Here is a 21,198-nt window from a genome sequence, read left to right on the forward strand (position 1 = left end):
CCTGCGTCGGGCAGGGGTTTGGATGTTTATGCGGACCAAACCCTAGCCGACGCCCTCCGGGGGTTCGCGGGGAGGGGGGCCTAGTGGGGTGGGGGGTTCGCTTGATTGGCGGCTGCGGGTTGTTTGTGGCTGATCGCGCAGTTCCCCGCGCCCCTATTAGGGACGTTGCAGTGCCCCGGCGTCTAGCGTTGCTGTGTGAGTTACTTCGACGCTGCTTCCAGTGCTCCTCTGCATCCTGTGGCCCGGCAGGCGCTTGTGGCCTCCCTTGATGAGGGGTGGGCCGATCCGGCCCGTCTTTACAGGGAAGGGCGGCGGGCGCGGATGCTGCTGGACGCGGCTCGGGAGGCCGCCGCGGAGGCTGTGGGGTGCCGAGCCGACGAGTTGGTGTTCACCTCATCGGGGACGAAAGCCGTCCACTCGGGTGTCGCCGGGGTGTTGGCGGGGCGGCGGCGCGTCGGACGCCACCTGATCGTGTCTGCGGTCGAACATTCCTCTGTGCTCCATGCGGCTGACGCGCACGAGGGTGACGGGGGGACGGTCACTCGGGTGACGGTGGACCGTGCGGGGGCGGTGGGCGTACGGGCGTACGCGGATGCGCTTCGGGCGGACACCGCGCTGGCGTGTCTGCAGTCGGCCAACCACGAGGTGGGGACCGAGCAGCCGGTGGCCGAGGTGGCCGCCCGGTGCCAGGAGGCCGGGGTGCCGTTGCTGGTGGACGCGGCGCAGTCGCTGGGGTGGGGGCGAGCCGAGGGCGCCTGGTCGGTGTTGACCGGGAGTGCCCACAAGTGGGGCGGTCCGTCGGGGGTCGGGCTGCTCGTCGTACGCAAGGGCGTACGGTTCGCCGCGCAAGGGCCCGCGGACGAGCGGGAGTCGGGGCGGGCCGCCGGGTTCGAGAACATCCCGGCGATCGTCGCCGCGGCGGCCTCGCTGCGTGCCGTGCAGGCGGAGGCGGCCCAAGAGGCGGTACGGCTGCGGGAGCTGACGGAGCGGATCCGGGTAGCGGTGCCGCAACTGGTGCCGGATGTGGAGGTGGTCGGCGATCCGGAACGGCGACTGCCCGGCATCGTCACCTTCTCCTGTCTCTATGTGGACGGGGAGACCCTGCTGCACGAGCTGGACCGGGCCGGGTTCTCGGTCTCCTCGGGTTCGTCCTGCACGAGCAGCACGCTGACGCCCAGCCATGTGCTGAAGGCGATGGGCGTGCTGAGCGAGGGGAACGTGCGGGTGTCCCTGCCGTTCGGGACTCCGCAGGAGGACGTCGAGCGGTTCCTGGAGGTGCTGCCGGCGGCCGTGGCGGGGGTCCGGGAGAAGCTGGGGGCGCCGGTGCCCAGCACGGTCGTGCGGGAGAACGTCCTGGTCGTGGACGCCCTCGGCAAGCTCTGCCCGCTGCCCGTCATCGAGCTTGCCAAGGTCATCGGCGAGGTACCGGTCGGCGGCACGGTCCGTGTCCTCGCCGACGACGAGGCGGCCCGCCTGGACATCCCGGCGTGGTGCGAGATGCGGGGGCAGGAGTACGTGGGCGAGGAGCCGGCGGAGCGGGGAACGGCGTACACCGTCCGCCGGATGACCTGAACGCCCTTCTTTTCAGGGGCGCGGGGCTGTGTGGACCTGCGGCTACCGCCGCGGGTGCGCGAACAGCCCCCACGCACCCGCGGCCGACGACGAACCCGCCGAGGCGGCCTCATCGGTCGCGCCCGGCGTCAGCCGAGGTGCTTGCGGACCTCCTCGGCGGCGACGTCCCCGTAGGCCTTGGTGAACCGGTCCATGAAGTGCGCCCGACGCAGCTGGTACTCCTGCGTGCCGACCGTCTCGATGACCAGCGTCGCGACCATGCAGCCGACCTGCGCGGCCCGCTCCAGGGACACACCCCACGCCAGCCCCGACAGGAACCCGGCGCGGAAGGCGTCGCCGACACCCGTGGGGTCGGCCTTGCGCTCCTCCTCGGGGCAGCCGACCTCGATCGGGTCCTCGCCGTCCCGCTCGATGCGCACGCCCCGCGCGCCGAGGGTGGTGACGCGGTGGCCGACCTTGGAGAGGATCTCCGCGTCGCTCCAGCCGGTCTTGGACTCGATGAGGCCCTTCTCGTACTCGTTCGAGAAGAGGTACGTCGCGCCGTCCAGCAGTATGCGGATCTCGTCGCCGTTCATGCGGGCGATCTGCTGGGAGAAGTCGGCGGCGAAGGGGATCTCGCGGGAGCGGCACTCCTCCGTGTGGCGGAGCATGGCCTCGGGGTCGTCGGCGCCGATGAGGACCAGGTCGAGGCCGCCCACGCGGTCCGCGACGGTCTTCAGCTCGATCTGGCGGGCCTCGCTCATCGCACCGGTGTAGAAGGAGCCGATCTGGTTGTGGTCGGCGTCGGTGGTGCAGACGAAGCGGGCGGTGTGCAGGGTCTCTGAGATGCGGACCGACCCGGTGTCGACGCCGTGCCGGTCCAGCCAGGCCCGGTACTCGTCGAAGTCGGAGCCCGCGGCGCCGACGAGGATCGGCTTCGTGCCCAGCTGACCCATGCCGAAGGCGATGTTCGCGCCTACGCCGCCCCGGCGTACGTCCAGGTTGTCGACCAGGAAGGACAGCGAGACCGTGTGCAACTGGTCCGCGACGAACTGGTCGGTGAAGCGGCCGGGGAAGGTCATGAGGTGGTCGGTGGCGATGGAGCCGGTGACTGCGATGCGCACGGCGTGGAGTCTCCTGCGAAGAGGATGGGTTGACAGTTCACGCTACCGTCCGTGACCTGGACTCTGAAGCAGTCAAAACTACCCGATAGTAGATCTTTCTTCGCGGGTGTTCACGTGCCTACGGTTCCGCTATGACGAAATTCGAGGTCCGTGCCACCGCTCAGGCAGACCTGGAGGCCGGCCTGGCATCGCTGCTCGGCGACTGCGCGCGGATGGCTCCTCACTGGGCCGCTCCCGACCGCGTCCTGTCCCGTCCGGTCTCCCCGTCACTCATCCACGGGGTGACCGTGCCGCCGGGGTCGGCGCGGCTGGTGGACGCGATGTCGGACTACGGCGACTGATCGAAACGACGCCATCCGTCCGGATTACGCCGGCCGATCGAACTCCGGCGGCTCAATCGGCGCCCTTCAGGGAACCGTGCGCTCCCCCGCTGCGTCCCATCGCTGTCCCCCGTAAAGGGGATGCGGGATACGACCCGGCAGACCCTTCCTTTTGACAGGGTCGGGTCAGGGTCATGGGACATGTGCGCAGCCGAAGGAGCGATGCGGTGAACACCGAGCGACCCGAGAACGACGACACGGGCGCCGACGGCTCCGCCGAGGAGCAGGGCACCCGGGAGGAGAAGGGCGCCGCGGGTACCGAGGCTTCCGGTACCGGGGCGTCCGGCGCAGCGGCGGACGGCACCGCCGTTCCCGCCGCCGACGGGGAGCGCGATCCCGAGGGCGCGGCGGAGGGCGGCCGGACCGGGCGCGACGCCGAGGCCGGCCGGGCCGATGGCGAGCGCGACGGTGCGGAGAGCGGCACCGGCGCCGCCGACGGGGAACGGGCCGGGGACGCGAAGGCTGCTGCGCCCGCTGCCGCTGTGGAAGCGGAGCCGACCGGCTCTGCCGGCGCGGATCCCACCTCTGCCACCTCCGCTGCCGGGGCCGAGGCCGATGAGGACGGAGCCGGCGGTTCCAGCCGGCGCCGCTCCCCCGCGATCATCGCCTCCGTCGCCGCCGCCGTACTGCTCGTCGGGGGCGGCGGGGCCTACCTCGCCGCGAACGCGTCCGGGGGTTCGGACGGCGGTACGACCTCCGGGGCCGCCGACGAGGACACTCCCCCGCCGCTCCATCTGGACGGTTACACCGAGGGCGGCGGCACGACGGGCATCGCGCCCGGCGAACCGAACCCGTACGGCGTCACCTACAAGGCCGACGGGGACCTGGCGGACGGCCCCGGCTCGGCGCCCGTGTACCGGGCCGGCGGCGAGGTCGGCGCCGACGACGTGGCCCGGCTGGCCGACGCGCTCGGCGTGGCCGGGACGCCGGTCGCACAGGGGCAGACCTGGCGGGTCGGGGCGAAGGACGGGGCGGGGCCCAGCCTGCAGGTGAACAAGCAGGCGCCGGGCACCTGGACCTTCCACCAGTACGCCCCCGGCACCGATGACTGCCGGTCGACCACCACCTGCTCGAAGGACGCGCCGGACCACGGCGGCGAGCCGGTGAGCGAGGCCGCCGCGAAGAAGGCCGCCGCGCCCGTGCTCAAGGCTGTGGGTCAGGATGACGCGAAGCTCGACGCGAGCCAGCTCATGGGCAGCCGGCGGGTCGTCAACGCGAGCCCTGTGGTCGGCGGTCTGCCCACGTACGGCTGGACGACCGGGGTGACCGTGCACCCCCAGGGCGAAGTGGTCGGCGGCAGCGGCCAGTTGGCGGCGCCGGTGAAGGGGGACACGTACCCCGTGCTGGACGCCGAGAAGACGCTCGGGCTGATGAACGCGGCGCCGGCGGGCGACGGCCGTATGGGCATCGGCGGCTGCGCCGGCCCCGTACCGCTGAAGGACCGTCTTGAGGCGCCCTGCGCCTCCTCCGGTTCGGAGGCTTCGACGGGTACGGGTACCGAGACCGGCACCGGCACGCCGGCGAAGGACACCCTCACGGTCGAGAAGGCGGTGTTCGGGCTCGCCTCGCACTACGTCGACACGCGGCAGGCGCTGGTGCCGTCCTGGCTGTTCGAGGTGCGGGCGCCGGGCGCGAAGGACAGCTTCACGGTGACGCATCCGGCGATCGACCCGAAGTACCTGGTGTCGACCACGCCGTCCCAGGAGCCGCCCGCTCAGCCGAGCCCGCGGCCGTCCGGACCCAAGGACGAGCCGACGTCGTCGCCGGTCACGCGGAACGTGGGTGTGGACGGGTACACCGTCGACGGCAGGGAGCTGACCGTGGCCTTCACGGGCGGTGTGTGCGCCGACTACAAGGTGACGGCGAGCGAGAGCGGCGACGAGGTGACGGTCCGGGTGACCGAGACGTCGCAGCCGGAGAAGGTCTGCATCCTGATCGCCAAGGTGTTCCACAAGACCGTGCAGCTGGACGAGCCGCTCGGGGACCGCAAGGTCGTGGGCACGGACGGGCAGGACGTCCCGCTGGAGAAGCCGGGGACGGTCCGGCCTGAGACGTCCGGGGCGCGGTAAGCGCCGACGGACACGGGAAGGCGGCGGCCCCGTCGGAGGGGGTCGCCGCCTTCTCGCGTTTCGACTGGATCAGCCGGTTTCGGCCGGGTCAGCTGAAGGAGTCGCCGCAGGCGCAGGAGCCGGTCGCGTTCGGGTTGTCGATCGTGAAGCCCTGCTTCTCGATGGTGTCCACGAAGTCGATGGACGCGCCGCCCAGGTACGGGGCACTCATGCGGTCGGTGACGACCTTCACGCCGCCGAAGTCCTTGACGACGTCGCCGTCCAGGGAGCGCTCGTCGAAGAAGAGCTGGTAGCGCAGGCCGGAGCAGCCACCGGGCTGAACGGCGACGCGCAGCGCCAGGTCCTCACGGCCTTCCTGGTCGAGCAGCGCCTTGACCTTCGCCGCGGCGGCGTCGGACAGGATGATGCCGTCGGTGACGGTGCTGGTCTCGTCCGATACGGACATCTACATCTCTCCCGGGTTGTACGGAGACTGCTTGCCGACGGTTGCAACCGACGGGGCCGCGGATTCATTCCGGGCCGGGCGTTTGTCTTTCGGTCCTTCTTCATGCTCGCACACGGTGCCCGGAGCGGAAAACGACCGAATCGGGAATACGCGGGCCCGGCACCGGGATTCACGTCACATCGACATGATGGCCATCGTCAAACTGACGTGAACCGGTTATGATAGATAACGTCAATTCGACGAGAAGTCGAAGAAGGTGTCCCGCTTGACCCGCCGGGTCCGGACTTTCCCGGTGCCGGCGAGCCGCAGAACAGAAAGGGTGCGTGTCGTGACCACCGCCCAGACCCAGGAGCTCGACGTACAGCCGACGCCCCTCGCCCTGCTGCTCCTCGGCCGTGAGGCCGACCCGAGGAGCGAGCGCGGCGTCGAGTGTCCCGGCGACCTTCCCTCGCCGTCCGATCCGGACCTGGTCGAGCGCGCCCGCGCTGCCAAGGAGAAGCTCGGGAACAAGGTCTTCGTGCTCGGCCACCACTACCAGCGCGACGAGGTCATCCAGTTCGCAGACGTGACCGGTGACTCGTTCAAGCTGGCCAAGGACGCGGCCGCCCGCCCGGAGGCCGAGTACATCGTGTTCTGCGGCGTGCACTTCATGGCCGAGTCGGCGGACATCCTGACCTCCGACGACCAGAAGGTCGTCCTGCCCGACCTCGCCGCCGGCTGCTCGATGGCCGACATGGCGACGGCCGAGCAGGTCGCCGAGTGCTGGGACGTGCTGACCGAGGCCGGGATAGCAGAGCAGGTCGTACCCGTCTCGTACATGAACTCGTCCGCGGACATCAAGGCGTTCACGGGCAAGCACGGCGGCACGATCTGCACCTCGTCCAACGCCAAGCGGGCCCTGGACTGGGCCTTCGAACAGGGCGAGAAGGTCCTGTTCCTGCCCGACCAGCACCTCGGCCGCAACACCGCCGTGCGGGACATGGGCATGTCCCTGGAGGACTGCGTCGTCTACAACCCGCACAAGCCGAACGGCGGACTGACGGCGGACGAGCTGCGCGCCGCCAAGATGATCCTGTGGCGCGGCCACTGCTCGGTGCACGGCCGCTTCAGCCTCGACTCGGTGAACGACGTGCGCGAGCGCATCCCGGGTGTCAACGTCCTCGTCCACCCGGAGTGCAAGCACGAGGTCGTCGCCGCCGCGGACTACGTAGGCTCGACGGAGTACATCATCAAGGCCCTGGAGGCCGCCCCGGCCGGCTCGAAGTGGGCCATCGGCACGGAGCTGAACCTGGTCCGCCGGCTGGCGAACCGTTTCGCGCCGGAGGGCAAGGAGATCGTCTTCCTCGACAAGACGGTCTGCTTCTGCTCGACCATGAACCGCATCGACCTGCCCCACCTGGTCTGGACGCTGGAGTCGCTGGCCGAGGGCAACCTCGTCAACCGGATCGAGGTCGACAAGGAGACCGAGGCGTTCGCGAAGCTGGCGCTGGAGCGGATGCTGGCGCTGCCGTAGGCCGCGCTTCAGGCGCTCACCCCGACACGGGCTTCCGGTCGGGGTGGGCGGGGTCGAGGGTGAACAGGTCACCGTCCGGGGTGGCGGCGATCAGGGCGCCCTCACGGAGCATCACCTCGGGCAGCGACCGGCTGCCCGTGTTCGTCACCCGTTGGGCACGCGGCAGGGTTTCCCACAGCAGCGTGCCCTTCTTCGTGTCGAGGGCGGCCACACGGCCGCTGGCGCTGGACAGGTAGAGCGCGCGGGCGCGCGGGTCGTGGGTGACGCCGCTGGGCGTCTCCAGGCTCGTCGGGGTCTGCCACAGCCGCTCGCCCGTCCGCACCGACACGGCGGTCACCTGGCCGGAGGACGTGACGAACCACAGCGTGCCGTCCCCGAGCGTCACATCGCCCTCGAACTGCTCCGCCAGCTCCGTCGAGCGGCCCTCACCGGTCTCCGGGTCCACCAGCCGGATGCCGCCGAACGGCCCGTCGTCGCCGGCGGGGATGTTCCCCTCCTCGTCCTCGGCCGGGTCGACGTAGAGCAGGCGGCCGTCGATCGTGCCCACGAGAGTTCCGTGGTTGGGCACCTTCACGCGCCGAACCGAGCCGTCGGCCCGGTCCAGCTCCATGAGCAGGATGTTTTGGGAAGGCTCGAACTCGGCGACGCACTCCAGCCGGAGGGCCTCGGACACGTCCTGGGCGTCGCAGTACTGCCCCGCCGGCAGCGGTGTCGTCCAGCGTGCGGCGCCGGTGCGTGCCGAGCGGGCGGTCACCGCGCGGGCACCGTCGGCCGACATGACCACGAGGCTGCCGGAGACCGCCGGGGACATCCCGTGGTTCGTCACCTTCCGATGCCAGAGCCGCTCACCGGTCCCGGTGTCCAGAGCGGCGACCGTCGTGCTCGACGCCTGGCCGGCGACGGGGGTGAACTCCTCCTGGACCAGCATCGCGTCGTCCACGAGTCCGAGGACGGAGAAGGTGTACGTCCCCTGCTGCCGGCCGGGGGGCAGGACGTCGGCCCGCCAGTCGATCCGTCCGGTCAGCCCGTCGAGGCGCATGGGCAGTACACCGTCACCCGCGCAGTAGACGGCCCCCTCGTACAGCCGGCATTGCGGGCCGTCTCCCAACCCGGTCCCGCCGGCCGACCCCTTCTTCACGCCGTGCGCGGCGGTGGCGTCCACCGTGGTCTGCCAGGGCTTCCAGCCGGCCTGCATGGCCGCCCATCGGGCAGGCGCGGCCGCGGCGGTGTCGGCCGCCTTCCGGGCGTCGTCGTCCCCCACTCCGGTCCCGAGCAGCAGGTATCCCGTCAGGCCGAGCGCGAGGGCACCGACCGTGCCGGCCGTGGCCCACAGCGGGCGTATACGACTGCGTCGCCGGCCGGAGGCCTCGGCGCCGGGGTCGAGGTCGGCGACCGCGGCGGGCCGGGTCCGGACCAGGGCCATCTCCTCCGTGCGCAGCGTCACGGTGGACTGGTCGTCCGCACCCGCCTCCGGCAGCGCGGTCACGAACTCCCGCGCCAGTTCGTCCAGTTCGGGCCGGTGGGCGGGGTCCTTGGCGAGGCAGCGCTCCAGGATCGAGCGAAGGGCCTGCGGTACGCCGTCCAGGACGGGGGCGTCGTGGACGACCCGGTACGCCGTGAGGTAGGGGCTGTCCGCGTCGAAGGGGCCCCGGCCCGTGACCGAGAAGACGAGCAGGGCGCCGAGGGAGAAGACGTCGGAGGCCGGCTCCACCGAACGGGCGTCGGTGAGTTGCTCCGGAGACATGAACGGCGGAGTACCGATCATCTGCCCGGTCTCGGTGAGGGTCTTGTGGTCCTCGGCCGCGCGCGAGATGCCGAAGTCGATGACACGCGGGCCGTCGTCCGCGATCAGGACATTGGCGGGTTTGAGATCCCGGTGGACCACCCCGGCCCGGTGGATGTCCCGCAGCGCCTCCACCAGACCGAGCGTCAGCCGCCGCAGCTCGGTGCCCTTCAAGGGGCCCTGGTCGGCGATCCGGGCGGCGAGGGAGAGCCCGGGCACGTACTGGGTGGCCATCCAGGGCCGGACCGCCTCCGGGTCGGCGTCCACCACCGGTGCGGTGAAGACACCGCTCACCTTGCGGACCGCCTCGATCTCCTGCCGGAAGCGGGCACGGAAGACGGGGTCCTCGGCGTACTGGGAGTGCACCACCTTGACGGCGACCTCACGCCCCGAACGCGACCTGCCCCGGTAGACGACCCCCATACCCCCGGCCCCGAGCCGATCGACCAACCTGTACCCGCCGACCGACCTCGGGTCGTCCTTGTGCAGCAGCACGCCCGGAACCCTCCCCCGTCATGCAGTTCGAGGGGCTCAGGATACGTAACGGTGAGTCGGCGGGGCCGAGCGAGGAGCTCTTGGAGCCTCGGGGCCGGGACTGGCCGAAACGCCGGGGGTGGCGGCGTTTGGGTCGGCTCGCGTTCGCCTGACTAGCATGATCGTTCGCATGTGCGATCGACGGTGGAGTTTTCGGCGGGGTTTCGGCGGGGGTTGTTTTGAGCGCGGATGCCATGGGGCTGCGGACGCGGTTGGTGGATCTGGCGGCGTCCGGGCGGGGCGATCTGCGGGCGGTTGTCGGTGAGTTCAGGCGCAGCGAGGTGTTCGTGCCGGTGGTGGATGACTCGTTGCTGTCGGTGGCGGCGGGCGGGGTCCGCTGGCTGTTTGCGTTCACGGATGACGCGGCGCTGGCGCGGTTCGCGCAGGCGCGTGGTGAGGCGGTGCCGGAGCGGGTGCCGGTGTATGGGGCGCGTTTGCTGGACCAGGTGGTCCCGGAGGTGGCGAGGGCGGACGGCGGGCCGGTCGGGATCGCGGTGGATGCGGGCAGTGCGGCGGGCTTGGTGCTGCCTCCGGCGAAGGGGGTTGTTCCGGACGCGGCGGCTGTGGACACGGTTGTGGGTTCTGAAGGGGTGGACGCGTGAGTGGCGGGGACGGCTACCGGGTCGATCCGGAGGCGCTGGAGCGGATCACTCGGGGCATCAATCTGGCGATCGGCGAGCTGAAGGAGCTGGGCTTCGACATCGAGGCGGCCCAGGGCCGAGGCTTCGACGACCTGGAGCTGGCGGGTCTCGAGGTGGGGGACGCGAACCTGCGCCAGGTGTTCGCCGACTTTTGCGAGCGGTGGGGCTGGGGGGTCCGTTCGATGATGCAGGACGCGAACGGGTTCGCGCAGCGCCTCAACCTGTCGGCGGGGCTGTATCACGAGCAGGAGCAGTACGTAGCGAACACGCTGAAGACGGTGTGGACGGCGGCAGCGGGCAATCCCTACCTGTCCGAGGAGGAGGTCGAGCAGCGTTCCTGGTCGCAGACGTTGCAGGACAACTCCGTGTCCCACTTCATGAACGCGGACTACAGCGCGGAGTCCCTGCAGGCCGGGGACCAGGCGGCCCGGGAGGCCTGGGCGCAGGCGCAGGAGGACCTGGAGACCTCGACGGTGACACCGGACGCACCGTTCGATCCGCGTACGGCCTGGCAGCCTGACGGCCCCGAGGCGACGGTGTCCGGGGAGGTTGAGCGCTGATGGGCCTGGGGGACATGGTCAACGACCTCGGGGACGGCCTGGAGAGCGCTGTCGACGGCGTGAGCGAGGGCGTCGGGGAGGCCGTCAACTGGGGTGCGGACAAGGCGGCGGACGGCCTGACGGCGGTAGGCGCGGACGGCGCGGCCGAGGGGGTGCGCGACTTCGGGGAGGGCGTGAACAACCGGCTGGGCGGCGATGTCGCCGAGCGCCGGCTGGGAGAGAGCGAGGACCCCAAGGAACTGGTCCACGGCAGCCCGAAGGCAGTGGAAGCACGGGCCCGGCATCTGCGCGATTTCTCCCGGGCGTTCGAGAGCGTCGGCCAGGGGATGCGCTCGCTGGACGGCGAGGGCTGGCAGGGCAAGGCGGCGGATGCCTTCCGCGAGAAGTTCGACATGCACCCCAAGCAGTGGCTGACGGCGGCCGACGCCTGCGAGGCGGCGGCCAAGGCGCTGGAGGCGTACGCGGACACGGTGCGCTGGGCACAAGGGCAGGGGCAGACGGCGATCGACGCCTACCGCAAAGCGCAGGCCGACAGCCGACGGGCGGTGGATGCGCACAACGCTCAAGTGACGGCGTACAACCAGGCCGCCGACCAGTACAACGCGGCCGCGTCGGCGGGCCGCAACCCGGGCCGCAAACCGACCGAGCCGGGCGCCTTCGTCGACCCCGGGGCCGCCGGCCGACGGGAGGCCGAGGAGATCCTTGCCGAGGCGCGCCGCCAGCGCACCGACGCCGCCCGCGACGCGCAGCGCCGGGTGGCGGCCGCACTGGAGACGGCTCCGCCGAAGCCGGAGTTCACCGACCGGTTGAAGGCCGACGCGGCGGACGCCGTCGTGAGCACGCAGCTGAACCAGGCCCATGTCCTGGGTGGTCTCCTCAAGGGAGGCGCGGACCTGGTGAAGCTGGTCCGCACCGTCAACCCGATGGACTCCTACAACATCACCCACCCCGGCGAGTATGTGAAGAACTCCAACATGCTGCTGGCCGGCCTGGTGGGCACCGCCGCCCATCCCGAACGACTGCCCAAGGCCGTCATCGGCAGCGGCTGGAGCAGCGACCCGGGCGACGCGATGGGTTACCTCGCCTCGAACCTGATCGGTGGCAAAGGGGCCGGCAGCATGGCCCGGGGGGCCGGACGCAGCGCGGCCAAGGGCGCGGCGAGCGGAGCGGGGCGCAGGAGCCTCGGCAAGGCGGCCGAGGGCATCAAGAACTTCGCCCGGGAGCTGAAGTGCAAGGTGTTCGGCGGCGACCCGATCGACATGGCCACCGGCCGCATGTCCTTGCCGCAGACCGACACCGCTCTGCCCGCCAAGCTGCCGCTGGTCTTCTCCCGGCAGTTCGAGTCGTCGTACGAGGCCGGACGCTGGTTCGGCCCGAGGTGGGCCTCCACCGCCGACCAGCGCCTGGAGATCGACGCTGAGGGCGTCATCTTCATCCGCGAGGACGGCTCCCTGCTGGCCTACCCCCACCCCGCTCCGGGCGTGCCGACCCTGCCGCTCCGGGGCAGCCGACACCCCCTGAGCGTCGACGCCTACGGCGACTACGCCATCACCGACCCGGTGGCCGGCCGCACCTGGCACTTCGCGGCCCCCGGCGGCGACGGCAACGGCATCGCCCTGCTGGAACAGATCACCGAACGCTCCGGCCAGTGGCTTACCTTCGAGTACGACAACGGGGGCGCCCCCACGGCGATCGTGCACTCGGCCGGCTACCACCTCACCATCGAGACCACCGGGGACCGAATAACCGCCCTGAGCCTGGCGGCCGACGACCAGGACATCGAACTGGTCCGCTTCGGCTACGACGACCACGGCCACCTGACGGCGGTGACGAACTCCTCCGGCCTACCGACCCGCTTCACCAACGACGTGCTGGGCCGCATCACCGCCTGGACCGACACGAACAACTCGTCCTACCACTATGTCTACGACGACCAGGGCCGCTGCACCTACCAGTCCGGCGAAGCAGGCCACCTGCGCAACACCTTCGTCTACGGCGACATCGCCCCGGGGACCGGCCACCGGACCATCACCGCGACCAACTCCCTGGGCCACAGCACGCGTTACCTGGTCAACAGTGACCTGCAGGTGGTGGCCGAGACGGGTCCCGACGGGGCGACGACCCGCACGACGTACGACCGCTACGAACGCCCACTGACGGTCACCGACGCCCTTGACCGCACGCAGAGCTACGCGTACGACGAGGCAGGCCGCATGGTGATGGCCGTCCGCCCCGACGGCCGCTACACCAGCATCGGCTACGACGACCATGGCCTGCCGGTGGCCGTAGCCGGCCCGGACGGCACCCACGTCAGCCAACAGTTCGACGACTTCGGCAACCGCACCCAGGTGATCGACGCCTCCGGGGCGACTACTCGCTTCACCTACGACGACCTCGGTCACCTGGCGTCGGTCACGGACGCGACGGGCGCGATGAGCACGGTCCGCTGCAACCCGGCAGGCCTGCCCCTGGAGGTCACGGACCCGCTCGGCGCGGTGACCCGCTACGAACGGGACCCCTTCGGCCGCCCGGTCATCCTCACCGATCCCTTGGGCGCGGTGACCCGCATGGAGTGGTCGGTGGAGGGCCGCCTGTCCCGCCGTACCGCCGCCGACGGCACCACGGAATCCTGGACATACGACGGCGAGGGCAACTGCACCAGCCACACCGATGCCATGGGCGCCGTATCCCGCTACGAGTACACCCACTTCGACCTGATGTCGGCTCGCACCGGCCCGGACGGGGTGCGCTACGAGTTCGCTCACGACACCGAACTTCACCTGACGAGGGTCACGAACCCACAGGGCCTGACCTGGTCGTACGAGTACGACGCGGTCGGACGGCTGGTCGCGGAGACGGACTTCGACGACCGAAGGCTGACGTACGAACACGACAGTGCAGGCCAGCTGACCGCCAGCGCGACAGCCTCCGGCCGGACCATCCGCTTCGACAGGGACGTGCTGGGCCGCGTGGTGAGGAAGGATGCGGCCGGAGCGGTCACGGCGTACGCGTACGACGCAACGGGTGGCCTGGCCCAGGCAAGCGGGGCGGATGCGGTCCTGACGCTGCAGCGGGACGGCTCCGGCCGCCTGCTCTCCGAGACGGTCAACGGCCGCACGCTCACCTACACCTACGACGTCCTGGGCCGCCGCACCAGCCGCACGACACCGACCGGCGCGACCAGCACCTGGACCTACGACGCGGCGGGCAACCGCACCGCCCTTACGACCAGCGGCCACACCCTCGCCTTCACCCACGACGCGGCCGGCCGCGAACTGACCCGCCACATCGGCGAAGCCCTCACCCTCACCAACGCCTTCGACCCCCTGGGCCGCCTGACGAAACAGGAACTCACCGGTCCCGGCGACGCGCGCCTCCAGCACCGCGCCTACACCTACCGCGCCGACGGCAACCTGACCGGCATCGACGACGACCTGAACGGCGCCCGCCGCTTCGACCTCGATGCCGCCGGCCGGGTCACCGCCGTCCACGCCGCCAACTGGACGGAGTCCTACGCCTACGACGCGGCCGGCAACCAGACCCGAGCCGCTTGGCCGGACTCCATGCCGGGCCAGGAGGCCACCGGCGAGCGCACCTACACCGGCACCCGCATCACGCGCGCGGGCAACGTCCGCTACGAGCACGACGAAGCCGGCCGGATCACCCTGCGCCAGAAAACCCGCCTGTCCCGCAAACCTGACACCTGGCGCTACACCTGGGACGCCGAAGACCGCCTCTCCTCGGTGGTCACCCCCGACGGCACCACCTGGCGCTACCACTACGACCCCCTGGGCCGCCGCATCGCCAAACAACGCCTCGCCGAAGACGCCGAAACCGTCCTGGAACAGGTGGAATTCACCTGGGACGGCACAACCCTGTGCGAACAGACCACGCACACCCCTGGCACCGACCAGTCAGCCATCACCCTCACGTGGGACCAGCGGGGCCTGCACCCCCTGGCCCAGACCGAACGCAAGACTGCGGGCGACGCGTCTCAGGATGAAATCGACCAGCGCTTCTTCGCGATCATCACCGACCTCGTCGGCGCCCCCACGGAACTGGTCGACGAGCACGGCGACATCGCCTGGCACACCCGCACCACACTCTGGGGCACGACCACCTGGAACCGCACGGCCAGCGCCTACACACCCTTGCGCTTCCCGGGCCAGTACTTCGATCCCGAAACCGGCCTTCATTACAACTTCCACCGGCACTACGACCCCGAAACAGCACGATATTTCACACAAGACCCTCTGGGCCTTGACCCTGCACCCAATCCAGCAGCCTATGTAATTAACCCTCATGCCTGGACAGACACTCTCGGATTGGCACCATACTCCGAGAGTAAAAGTAAGGAGCAAAAGCAAGACTTCCCAAATTACAACGAGGCTCGTGCCGCTGCTCGCGAACGATCGGGACTCGGCGATGACGCCATCCCATTCGTTCAAGAGATCGGCCCTCAACGTGGGCGTGTGACAGGAATGCAGAGCCCAGACGGCATGCTCGGCTGGCGAGTCGATCTAGACCGCAAGGATCCAGAAAAGGGATTTCATGTCAACTGGTGGGTGAGAAACGGGCCGAAGCGGAGCGACGGCTGGGAGTACGGGGCAAATGTTGTCAAGTTCGACGATCTTAAAGCAGCCGAGCGAGCGTATTATGAGGTTTTGGCGCACCTACCACACACCTAGGAGTCACCGTTGGGTATCGAGGATCGCTTTGTGCGGGAATGGCGAAGTGGACATCAGTGCAAGGTCGTGGATTCAGAAAAGGCGCGCGAACTGTTCGACTACCTCGACACCCTGCCATGGGTCACCAGTCGATTGAATTGGGACCAAGTCCCGAACAACTTCGTCCAGTTCGACGAAGGAGATCCCCAGCCTCAATGGGTTCAGAAGTTTTCCCAGACTCCCGTCGGCGGCCATGATTTCATCATGGTGGCTTATTCCCCCAATCAAGAAGCACTCATCGGGAAAACGGATGAAGTGTTGGCAGATATCGATCTTCTGTATGCGGGGGCGCCCGGCGCGCGGTACTTTTGCGGTGTCGACATCAGTGAACATTCCACCAGTCTGGCGGTGAGGGACTTTGGAGAGTTCTCGGACGAAGGCGTACGGATCCATCTCAGTGGACAAAAGAGGTAGCTAGGTCATGCCATTCGGTCCGCCGCCCACCGGCTTCGGGTCTCCGGTGTCGCCCGCTTGGACCCCTCCCACAGCGGTCGAGCAGGCACTGCTGTACGCCAAGTCCCGTGAGGACTGGGGGGCGTACTTCGAGGTGCTCGCGCGGAATCGGTTGTACTTCGAGATTCGGCGGGACAGGGTGGACGCCAGGCGTCGTGACATACAGCCCGTGTTTGATCACGACTCGCGTGTTCCCGGCGGCAGGGTCTGGGCGGTGTACACCGAGGGCCTGCTTCCCGTGCCCGAACCGCACCGTGTGTTCGACTGGAACGTCCTCGAGTGGTTCGCGCAAACATGGGACCTCACCGATCCGCCGATGATCGTCGTGAATCGTGGCAGTCCCTGCGAGGCGTTCCTGCCGTCCGCGCCGCCGCACTCCGCCGCCTGGGCCCAATACACCGGGTGGACAGGCGGCCCCTCGGACAAGGCCGCCCTGCGGACCCTGCGCTTGGGCGGTCCACTGAACGGACCCGTGGCCCACGGCCTGGCCTGCGGCGCCCACCTCATCGTCCACCAGGGCCTTCCCTGGAATGCCCTCGCCTACCACGGCCAGGGCTACCCCGCCGAGCGCCAGATGCTGCGCAAGTCGTGGGGTATCACCAGCCACACCGAGTGGCAAGAGCAGCAGCGCGCCCTGCTGGCCACCGACGGGGCCAACCCGGTGTGGGAGTTCGCCCTCGGCCTGCGCCGCGCCATCGCCCGGGACTTCGGAGGCTACGTCGAGACCGGCTACTGGCGTGACGCCGCCGCCCGCGTCCTGCGCGCGCGGGCGGCGGGCGAGACTGTCCTGACCCCGGACGGCGTCATCAGGACCGAGCCCGTCCCCGCGGCCAAGACCGAGACACACATCAAGGGCGTGCAGCACCTCATCGGCCGTATCACCCGGTACGAGGCCCGTATGCGCGCCGACGGCGTCCTCGGCGCCGGCCAGTACGTCACCTCCGCGGACGCCTGGGACCTCGGTCGGGCCTCCTGCATGGCGCGCTGGGGCCTGAGCACTCGCTACTGCATCCTGCCGGAAGCCGAGGCCGCCGTCGTCGAAGCGGGCCGGAACGCGGCACGCTGCTACGAGTCCTGGCGGGACTTCTCCGTCGGCTTCATCCTCGGCCGCTGCCTGCAGTTCGACAACGAGAAGTTCGGCGGCTGGTACGAGGACATGGTCACCGTCCACCGGATCCTGATGTCCGACCCCGGAAGCCCCTGGCTCAACATCCCGTTCCGGTAAGCCTGCTGCCCAGCCCGCCCCGGGTTTCCTCCCGGGACGGGCTGGCTCATGAGGACCGCAGCGTCAGACGGAAGCAGTCTCCGGCTCATCCGAGTCCGAGGACGCCGCAGACGTCGGCTGCGCAGCCGCACCGGCCTTCTTCGCCCGCTTCGCGGCGCGCTTCTTCGCCCGCCGTTCCTTCCGAAGCTCCACCATCGCGTACAGCGTCGGTACGAGGAGCAGGGTCAGCAGGGTCGACGTGATCAGGCCGCCGATCACGACCACGGCCAGGGGCTGGGCGATGAAGCCGCCCTCGCCGGTGACGCCCAGGGCCATGGGGAGGAGGGCGAAGATGGTTGCCAGGGCCGTCATGAGGATGGGGCGGAGGCGGTGGCGGCCGCCCTCGATCACGGCCTCGACGACGCCGTAACCCTGGCTCCGGTACTGGTTGATGAGGTCGATCAGCACGATCGCGTTCGTCACCACGATGCCGATCAGCATCAGCATGCCGATCATCGCGGGGACGCCCATCGGGGTGCCGGTCGCGATCAGGAGGCCGATCGCGCCCGTCGCCGCGAACGGGATGGAGACGAGCAGGATCAGGGGCTGGATGAGGGAGCGGAAGGTCGCGACCAGAAGCATGAAGACGATCGCGATCGCCGCCAGCATCGCCAGGCCCAGGTTGACGAACGCCTCGTCCTGGTCCTCGGAGACACCGCCGATCGAGGCCGTGGCACCGGCCGGGAGGGTCAGCGAGTTGATCTTGGACTGGAGGTCCGCGCTCACCGCGCCCGTGTTGTCGCCGGTCGGCTTCGCGGAGATCGTGGCCGCGCGCTGGCCGTCGATGCGGGTCATCGAGACCGGGCCGTCCACCAGCTTCACGTCCGCGACGTCACCGAGCTTGACCGGGCCCAGGCTCAGGTCCCGAAGCTGCTTGAGCGTCGTCGCCGGCTTGGCCGACTTGATGACGACGTCCCGCTCGGTGTCGTCGAGGGTCGCCTGGGCCGCCGTGTTGCCGCGGACCGCCTGGGCGACGGCCAGGCCGAGGGTCTGGTCGTTGAAGCCGGCCGCGGCGGCCTTGTCGTTGGCCTTCACCGAGATGCGCGGCACGCTCTGCGCCAGGTCGCTGGTCACGTCGGTGACGTCGTCCAGGCCGGCCACCGCCTCGCGCACCTGCTCGGACGCCTTGCGCAGCACCTGAGCGTCGGCCGCCTTCACGACGACGCTCAGGTCCTGGGCGCCGAAGCCGTCACCGGCCGCGATGGTGGTCGTACCGATGCCGTCCAGCTTCTTCAGGCCGGCCTCGACGCGGTCCTGTACGTCCTCGTACGACGCCGAGTCCTCCAGCATCACCTGGTAGGACGCCTGGTTGGTGTCGGTGCCGCCGCCGAAGGCCGCCATGAAGCCGGACGAGCCGATCGTGACCTGGTAGTCCTTCACGCCCTTGGTGTCGGCGAGCAGCTTCTCGACCTTCTTCGCCTGCTCGTCGGTCGCCGCCAGGCTGGTGCCCGGCTTCAACTCCTGCTTGACGGTGAGGACTTCCTGCTCGCCCTGGTCGAAGAAGTTCGTCTTCAGCAGCGGCGCCATGCCGAACGTGCCGATGAGGATGACGATCGCGAGCAGCACGCTGGTCATACGGCGGCGGGTCGCGAAGCGCAGGACGGGGACGTAGAAGCGCTGGAGCCTGCTCTTCGCCTCCTTCTCCTCCGCGATCCGGCGGGCTTCGGCGGCGTCCTCGGGGGTGCCCTTCGGGGCCCGCAGGAACCAGTACGACAGGACCGGTACGACCGTCAGCGAGACCAGCAGCGACGCCAGCAGCGCAGCCGTCACGGTCAGGCTGAACGAGCCGAACAGCTCGCCCACCATGCCGCCGACCAGGCCGATCGGCAGGAACACGGCGACCGTGGTGAGGGTGGAGGAGGTGACCGCGCCGGCGACCTCGCGGACCGCCTTGAGGATGGCCTCCTGGCGCTCCTCGCCGTAGCCGAGGTGCCGCTTGATGTTCTCGAGGACCACGATCGAGTCGTCGACGACCCGGCCGATGGCGATGGTGAGCGCACCGAGCGTCAGCATGTTCAGCGACAGATCGCGCGTCCACAGGACGATCAGGGCCAGGACCACCGACAGCGGGATCGAGACCGCCGTCACCAGCGTCGAGCGGATCGACGCGAGGAAGACCAGGATGACGAGGACCGCGAAGAGGAGGCCGAGCGCGCCCTCGGTGGTCAGGCCGTCGATGGACTTCGAGACCGCCGGGCCCTGGTCGCTCACCACGGTGAGCGTGGCGCCGGAGCCGAGGTCCTTGCGCATCCCGGCGAGCTTGTCCTGGACGGCGTCGGAGATCGCGACCGCGCTGCCGTCGCGGTCCATGGTGACCGCGATCGCCAGGGACGGCTTGCCGTCCGTGCGCGTGAGGGAGTCGGCCGCGGCCTGCTCCTGCTCGACGGTGGCGACGGTGCCGAGGCGGACCGGCTTCTTCCCGGAAGCGTCCGCACCGCCACCCGGGCCGCCCGAGCCGGTGACCCTCAGGTCCTTGATCTGCTGCAGCGAGGTGAACCCGCCGCCCACCTGGACGGTGCGGTTGTCGCCGCCCTCGTCGAAGGAGCCCGCCGGGACGGTGGCGCCGCCCGCCTTCAGGGCCTCGGCGAGGTCCGCCGAGGCCAGGCCCGCCTTCGCCAGCTTCGCGTCGTCGGGGGTCACGGTGACCTGGAGGTCCCGTACGCCGTCGACGGTGACCTGGCCGACGCCGTCGATGTCCTTCAGGTCCGCCACGACGGTCCGGTCGAGCTGGTCGGCCAGCGCCTGCTGGTCGCGGTCGGAGGTGACGGCGAGGACGACGGTCGGGATGTCGTCGGTGGAACCGGCGATGACCTGCGGGTCCACGGTGTCCGGCAGCGCGACGCGGGCACGGTTGACGGCCTGCTGGACGTCGGCGACCAGTTGCTGGTTGTCGGGGCCGTAGTCGAAGGACGCCATGATCACGGCGTTGCCCTCACTGGCCGTGGAGGTGACGCCGGTGATGCCGTCGACGGCTTCGAGGCTGTCCTCGATCGGCTCGACGACCTGCTTCTCGACCACGTCCGGCGCGGCGCCCTGGTACGGCGCCAGCACGGACACCATGGGCAGTTCGATGGAGGGCAGCAGCTGCTGCTTGAGCTGGGGTATCGCGATGGCGCCGAAGACGATCGCGATGATCGACATCAGGCCTATCAGGGCACGCTGGGCAAGGCTGAACTTCGACAGCCAGGACATGGTTCAGGGTCTCTCTTCTGTGAGCGGCAGAAGCGGCAAGGCGCAGGCTTGGATCAGGCAGAGGTCAGGCAGGAATCAGGCATGGATCAGGCAGGGCGTCCACGGCACACGCGTGGGACACGCATGGGCGGCACGGATGAGCGCCCGCCCCTACACCCTGAGCCATCGGGGAGACCGGTTTCGTAGGCCGCAGGTCCCGTTCCTTATCCGGCGCATACTCCGGGCGCAGTACACCCGGGTCGAGCTCACTCCACCCTTGGACGTACCAGCCCGGACTCGTACGCGATCACCACGAGCTGCGCCCGGTCGCGGGCACCGAGCTTGGACATGGCCCGGTTGACGTGCGTCTTCACCGTCAGCGGGCTGACCGCCAGCCGCTCGGCGATCTCGTCGTTGGAGTGCCCGCCGGCGACCTGGACCAGGACCTCGCGCTCCCGGACGGTGAGCGCGTCGAGCCGCTCGGCGCGGGCCGGATCGCGGTCGTCGTCGGCGCCGTCGCCCTGGGCGAGGAAGCGGGCGATCAGGCCCTTGGTGGCGGCGGGGGAGAGCAGCGCCTCACCGCCGGCCGCGACGCGGATGGCGGCGAGGAGTTCGTCTGGCTCGGAGCCCTTGCCGAGGAAGCCGGAGGCGCCGGCGCGCAGCGACTGCACAACGTAGTCGTCGACCTCGAAGGTGGTCAGTATGACCACGCGGACGTGGGCGAGGGCCGGGTCGGCGCTGATCATGCGGGTGGCGGCGAGGCCGTCGGTGCCGGGCATCCGGATGTCCATCAGAACGACGTCCGCCCGCTCCTCCTTGGCCAGCCGCACCGCCTCCGCCCCGTCGGACGCCTCGGCGACGACCTCCATGTCGGACTCGGAGTCGACCAGCACCCGGAAGGCGCTGCGCAACAGGGCCTGGTCGTCGGCGAGCAGGACGCGGATCGTCATGCGGGGTCCTCTCCGGGCCCTTGTGCGGGGCGG

General features: G+C 70.0%; 14 protein-coding genes. 9 read left to right on the top strand and 5 right to left on the bottom strand.

Annotated features, from left to right (window positions below):
- Positions 1-195: 195 nt before the first annotated feature.
- Entirely contained in the window at positions 196-1,572 is a 1,377-nt protein-coding gene (locus ACWGDB_RS12780) for an aminotransferase class V-fold PLP-dependent enzyme (RefSeq protein WP_453822438.1), read from the top strand.
- A gap of 128 nt (positions 1,573-1,700) precedes the next feature.
- On the opposite strand, the gene ACWGDB_RS12785 is transcribed toward ACWGDB_RS12780, so the two are convergent.
- Positions 1,701-2,675 (bottom strand): carbohydrate kinase family protein, encoded by a 975-nt coding sequence (locus ACWGDB_RS12785; RefSeq protein WP_453822439.1) that lies wholly within the window; start codon positions 2,673-2,675, stop codon positions 1,701-1,703.
- Positions 2,676-2,806: 131 nt separating this feature from the next.
- Here ACWGDB_RS12785 and ACWGDB_RS12790 point away from each other — a divergent pair, with 131 nt between their 5' ends.
- A complete protein-coding gene (locus ACWGDB_RS12790) occupies positions 2,807-3,016 on the top strand; it encodes a hypothetical protein (protein ID WP_453822440.1) in 210 nt (69 codons plus the stop codon).
- A gap of 206 nt (positions 3,017-3,222) precedes the next feature.
- Positions 3,223-5,124 (top strand): hypothetical protein, encoded by a 1,902-nt coding sequence (locus ACWGDB_RS12795; protein WP_453822441.1) that lies wholly within the window; start codon positions 3,223-3,225, stop codon positions 5,122-5,124.
- A gap of 88 nt (positions 5,125-5,212) precedes the next feature.
- Here the strand turns inward: ACWGDB_RS12795 and ACWGDB_RS12800 are convergent, their stop codons facing one another.
- Entirely contained in the window at positions 5,213-5,569 is a 357-nt protein-coding gene (locus ACWGDB_RS12800) for an iron-sulfur cluster assembly accessory protein (RefSeq protein ID WP_093827773.1), read from the bottom strand.
- Positions 5,570-5,897: 328 nt separating this feature from the next.
- On the opposite strand from ACWGDB_RS12800, the gene nadA reads away from it, so the two are divergent.
- Positions 5,898-7,082 carry a quinolinate synthase NadA gene (nadA, locus tag ACWGDB_RS12805; protein WP_362378115.1) on the top strand — a complete coding sequence of 395 codons (1,185 nt, stop codon included), beginning with the start codon at positions 5,898-5,900 and terminating at the stop codon, positions 7,080-7,082.
- 16 nt (positions 7,083-7,098) lie between these two features.
- Here the strand turns inward: nadA and ACWGDB_RS12810 are convergent, their stop codons facing one another.
- On the bottom strand, positions 7,099-9,360 hold the full coding sequence (locus ACWGDB_RS12810) for a protein kinase domain-containing protein (protein ID WP_453822443.1): 2,262 nt from the start codon (positions 9,358-9,360) through the stop codon (positions 7,099-7,101).
- Positions 9,361-9,578: 218 nt separating this feature from the next.
- Here ACWGDB_RS12810 and ACWGDB_RS12815 point away from each other — a divergent pair, with 218 nt between their 5' ends.
- From ACWGDB_RS12815 to ACWGDB_RS12835, 5 genes are read left to right on the top strand one after another with little or no spacing between them, the layout of a single operon-like run.
- Positions 9,579-10,001 (top strand): SseB family protein, encoded by a 423-nt coding sequence (locus ACWGDB_RS12815; RefSeq protein WP_453822444.1) that lies wholly within the window; start codon positions 9,579-9,581, stop codon positions 9,999-10,001.
- Positions 9,998-10,600, top strand: a complete 603-nt coding sequence (locus ACWGDB_RS12820) for a hypothetical protein (protein WP_453822445.1) — start codon at positions 9,998-10,000, stop codon at positions 10,598-10,600. Before ACWGDB_RS12815 ends, ACWGDB_RS12820 begins: the two co-directional genes overlap by 4 nt.
- The gene (locus ACWGDB_RS12825; RefSeq protein ID WP_453822446.1) at positions 10,600-15,288 is read left to right on the top strand and encodes a putative T7SS-secreted protein; all 4,689 of its coding nucleotides are present in this window, start codon (positions 10,600-10,602) and stop codon (positions 15,286-15,288) included. Before ACWGDB_RS12820 ends, ACWGDB_RS12825 begins: the two co-directional genes overlap by 1 nt.
- 9 nt (positions 15,289-15,297) lie before the next feature.
- Positions 15,298-15,741, top strand: a complete 444-nt coding sequence (locus ACWGDB_RS12830) for a hypothetical protein (RefSeq protein ID WP_453822447.1) — start codon at positions 15,298-15,300, stop codon at positions 15,739-15,741.
- Between the two features lie 7 nt (positions 15,742-15,748).
- Positions 15,749-17,005 carry a DUF1266 domain-containing protein gene (locus ACWGDB_RS12835; protein WP_453822448.1) on the top strand — a complete coding sequence of 419 codons (1,257 nt, stop codon included), beginning with the start codon at positions 15,749-15,751 and terminating at the stop codon, positions 17,003-17,005.
- Between the two features lie 63 nt (positions 17,006-17,068).
- On the opposite strand, the gene ACWGDB_RS12840 is transcribed toward ACWGDB_RS12835, so the two are convergent.
- Both ACWGDB_RS12840 and ACWGDB_RS12845 read right to left on the bottom strand, forming a co-directional pair.
- Positions 17,069-20,236 (bottom strand): efflux RND transporter permease subunit, encoded by a 3,168-nt coding sequence (locus tag ACWGDB_RS12840; protein ID WP_453822449.1) that lies wholly within the window; start codon positions 20,234-20,236, stop codon positions 17,069-17,071.
- A 245-nt stretch (positions 20,237-20,481) separates the two neighbouring features.
- Positions 20,482-21,165, bottom strand: coding sequence for a response regulator (locus tag ACWGDB_RS12845; RefSeq protein ID WP_453822450.1), 684 nt, complete (start codon positions 21,163-21,165; stop codon positions 20,482-20,484).
- Positions 21,166-21,198 lie beyond the last annotated feature (33 nt).

The sequence above is a fragment of the Streptomyces sp. NPDC055013 genome (assembly GCF_053608645.1).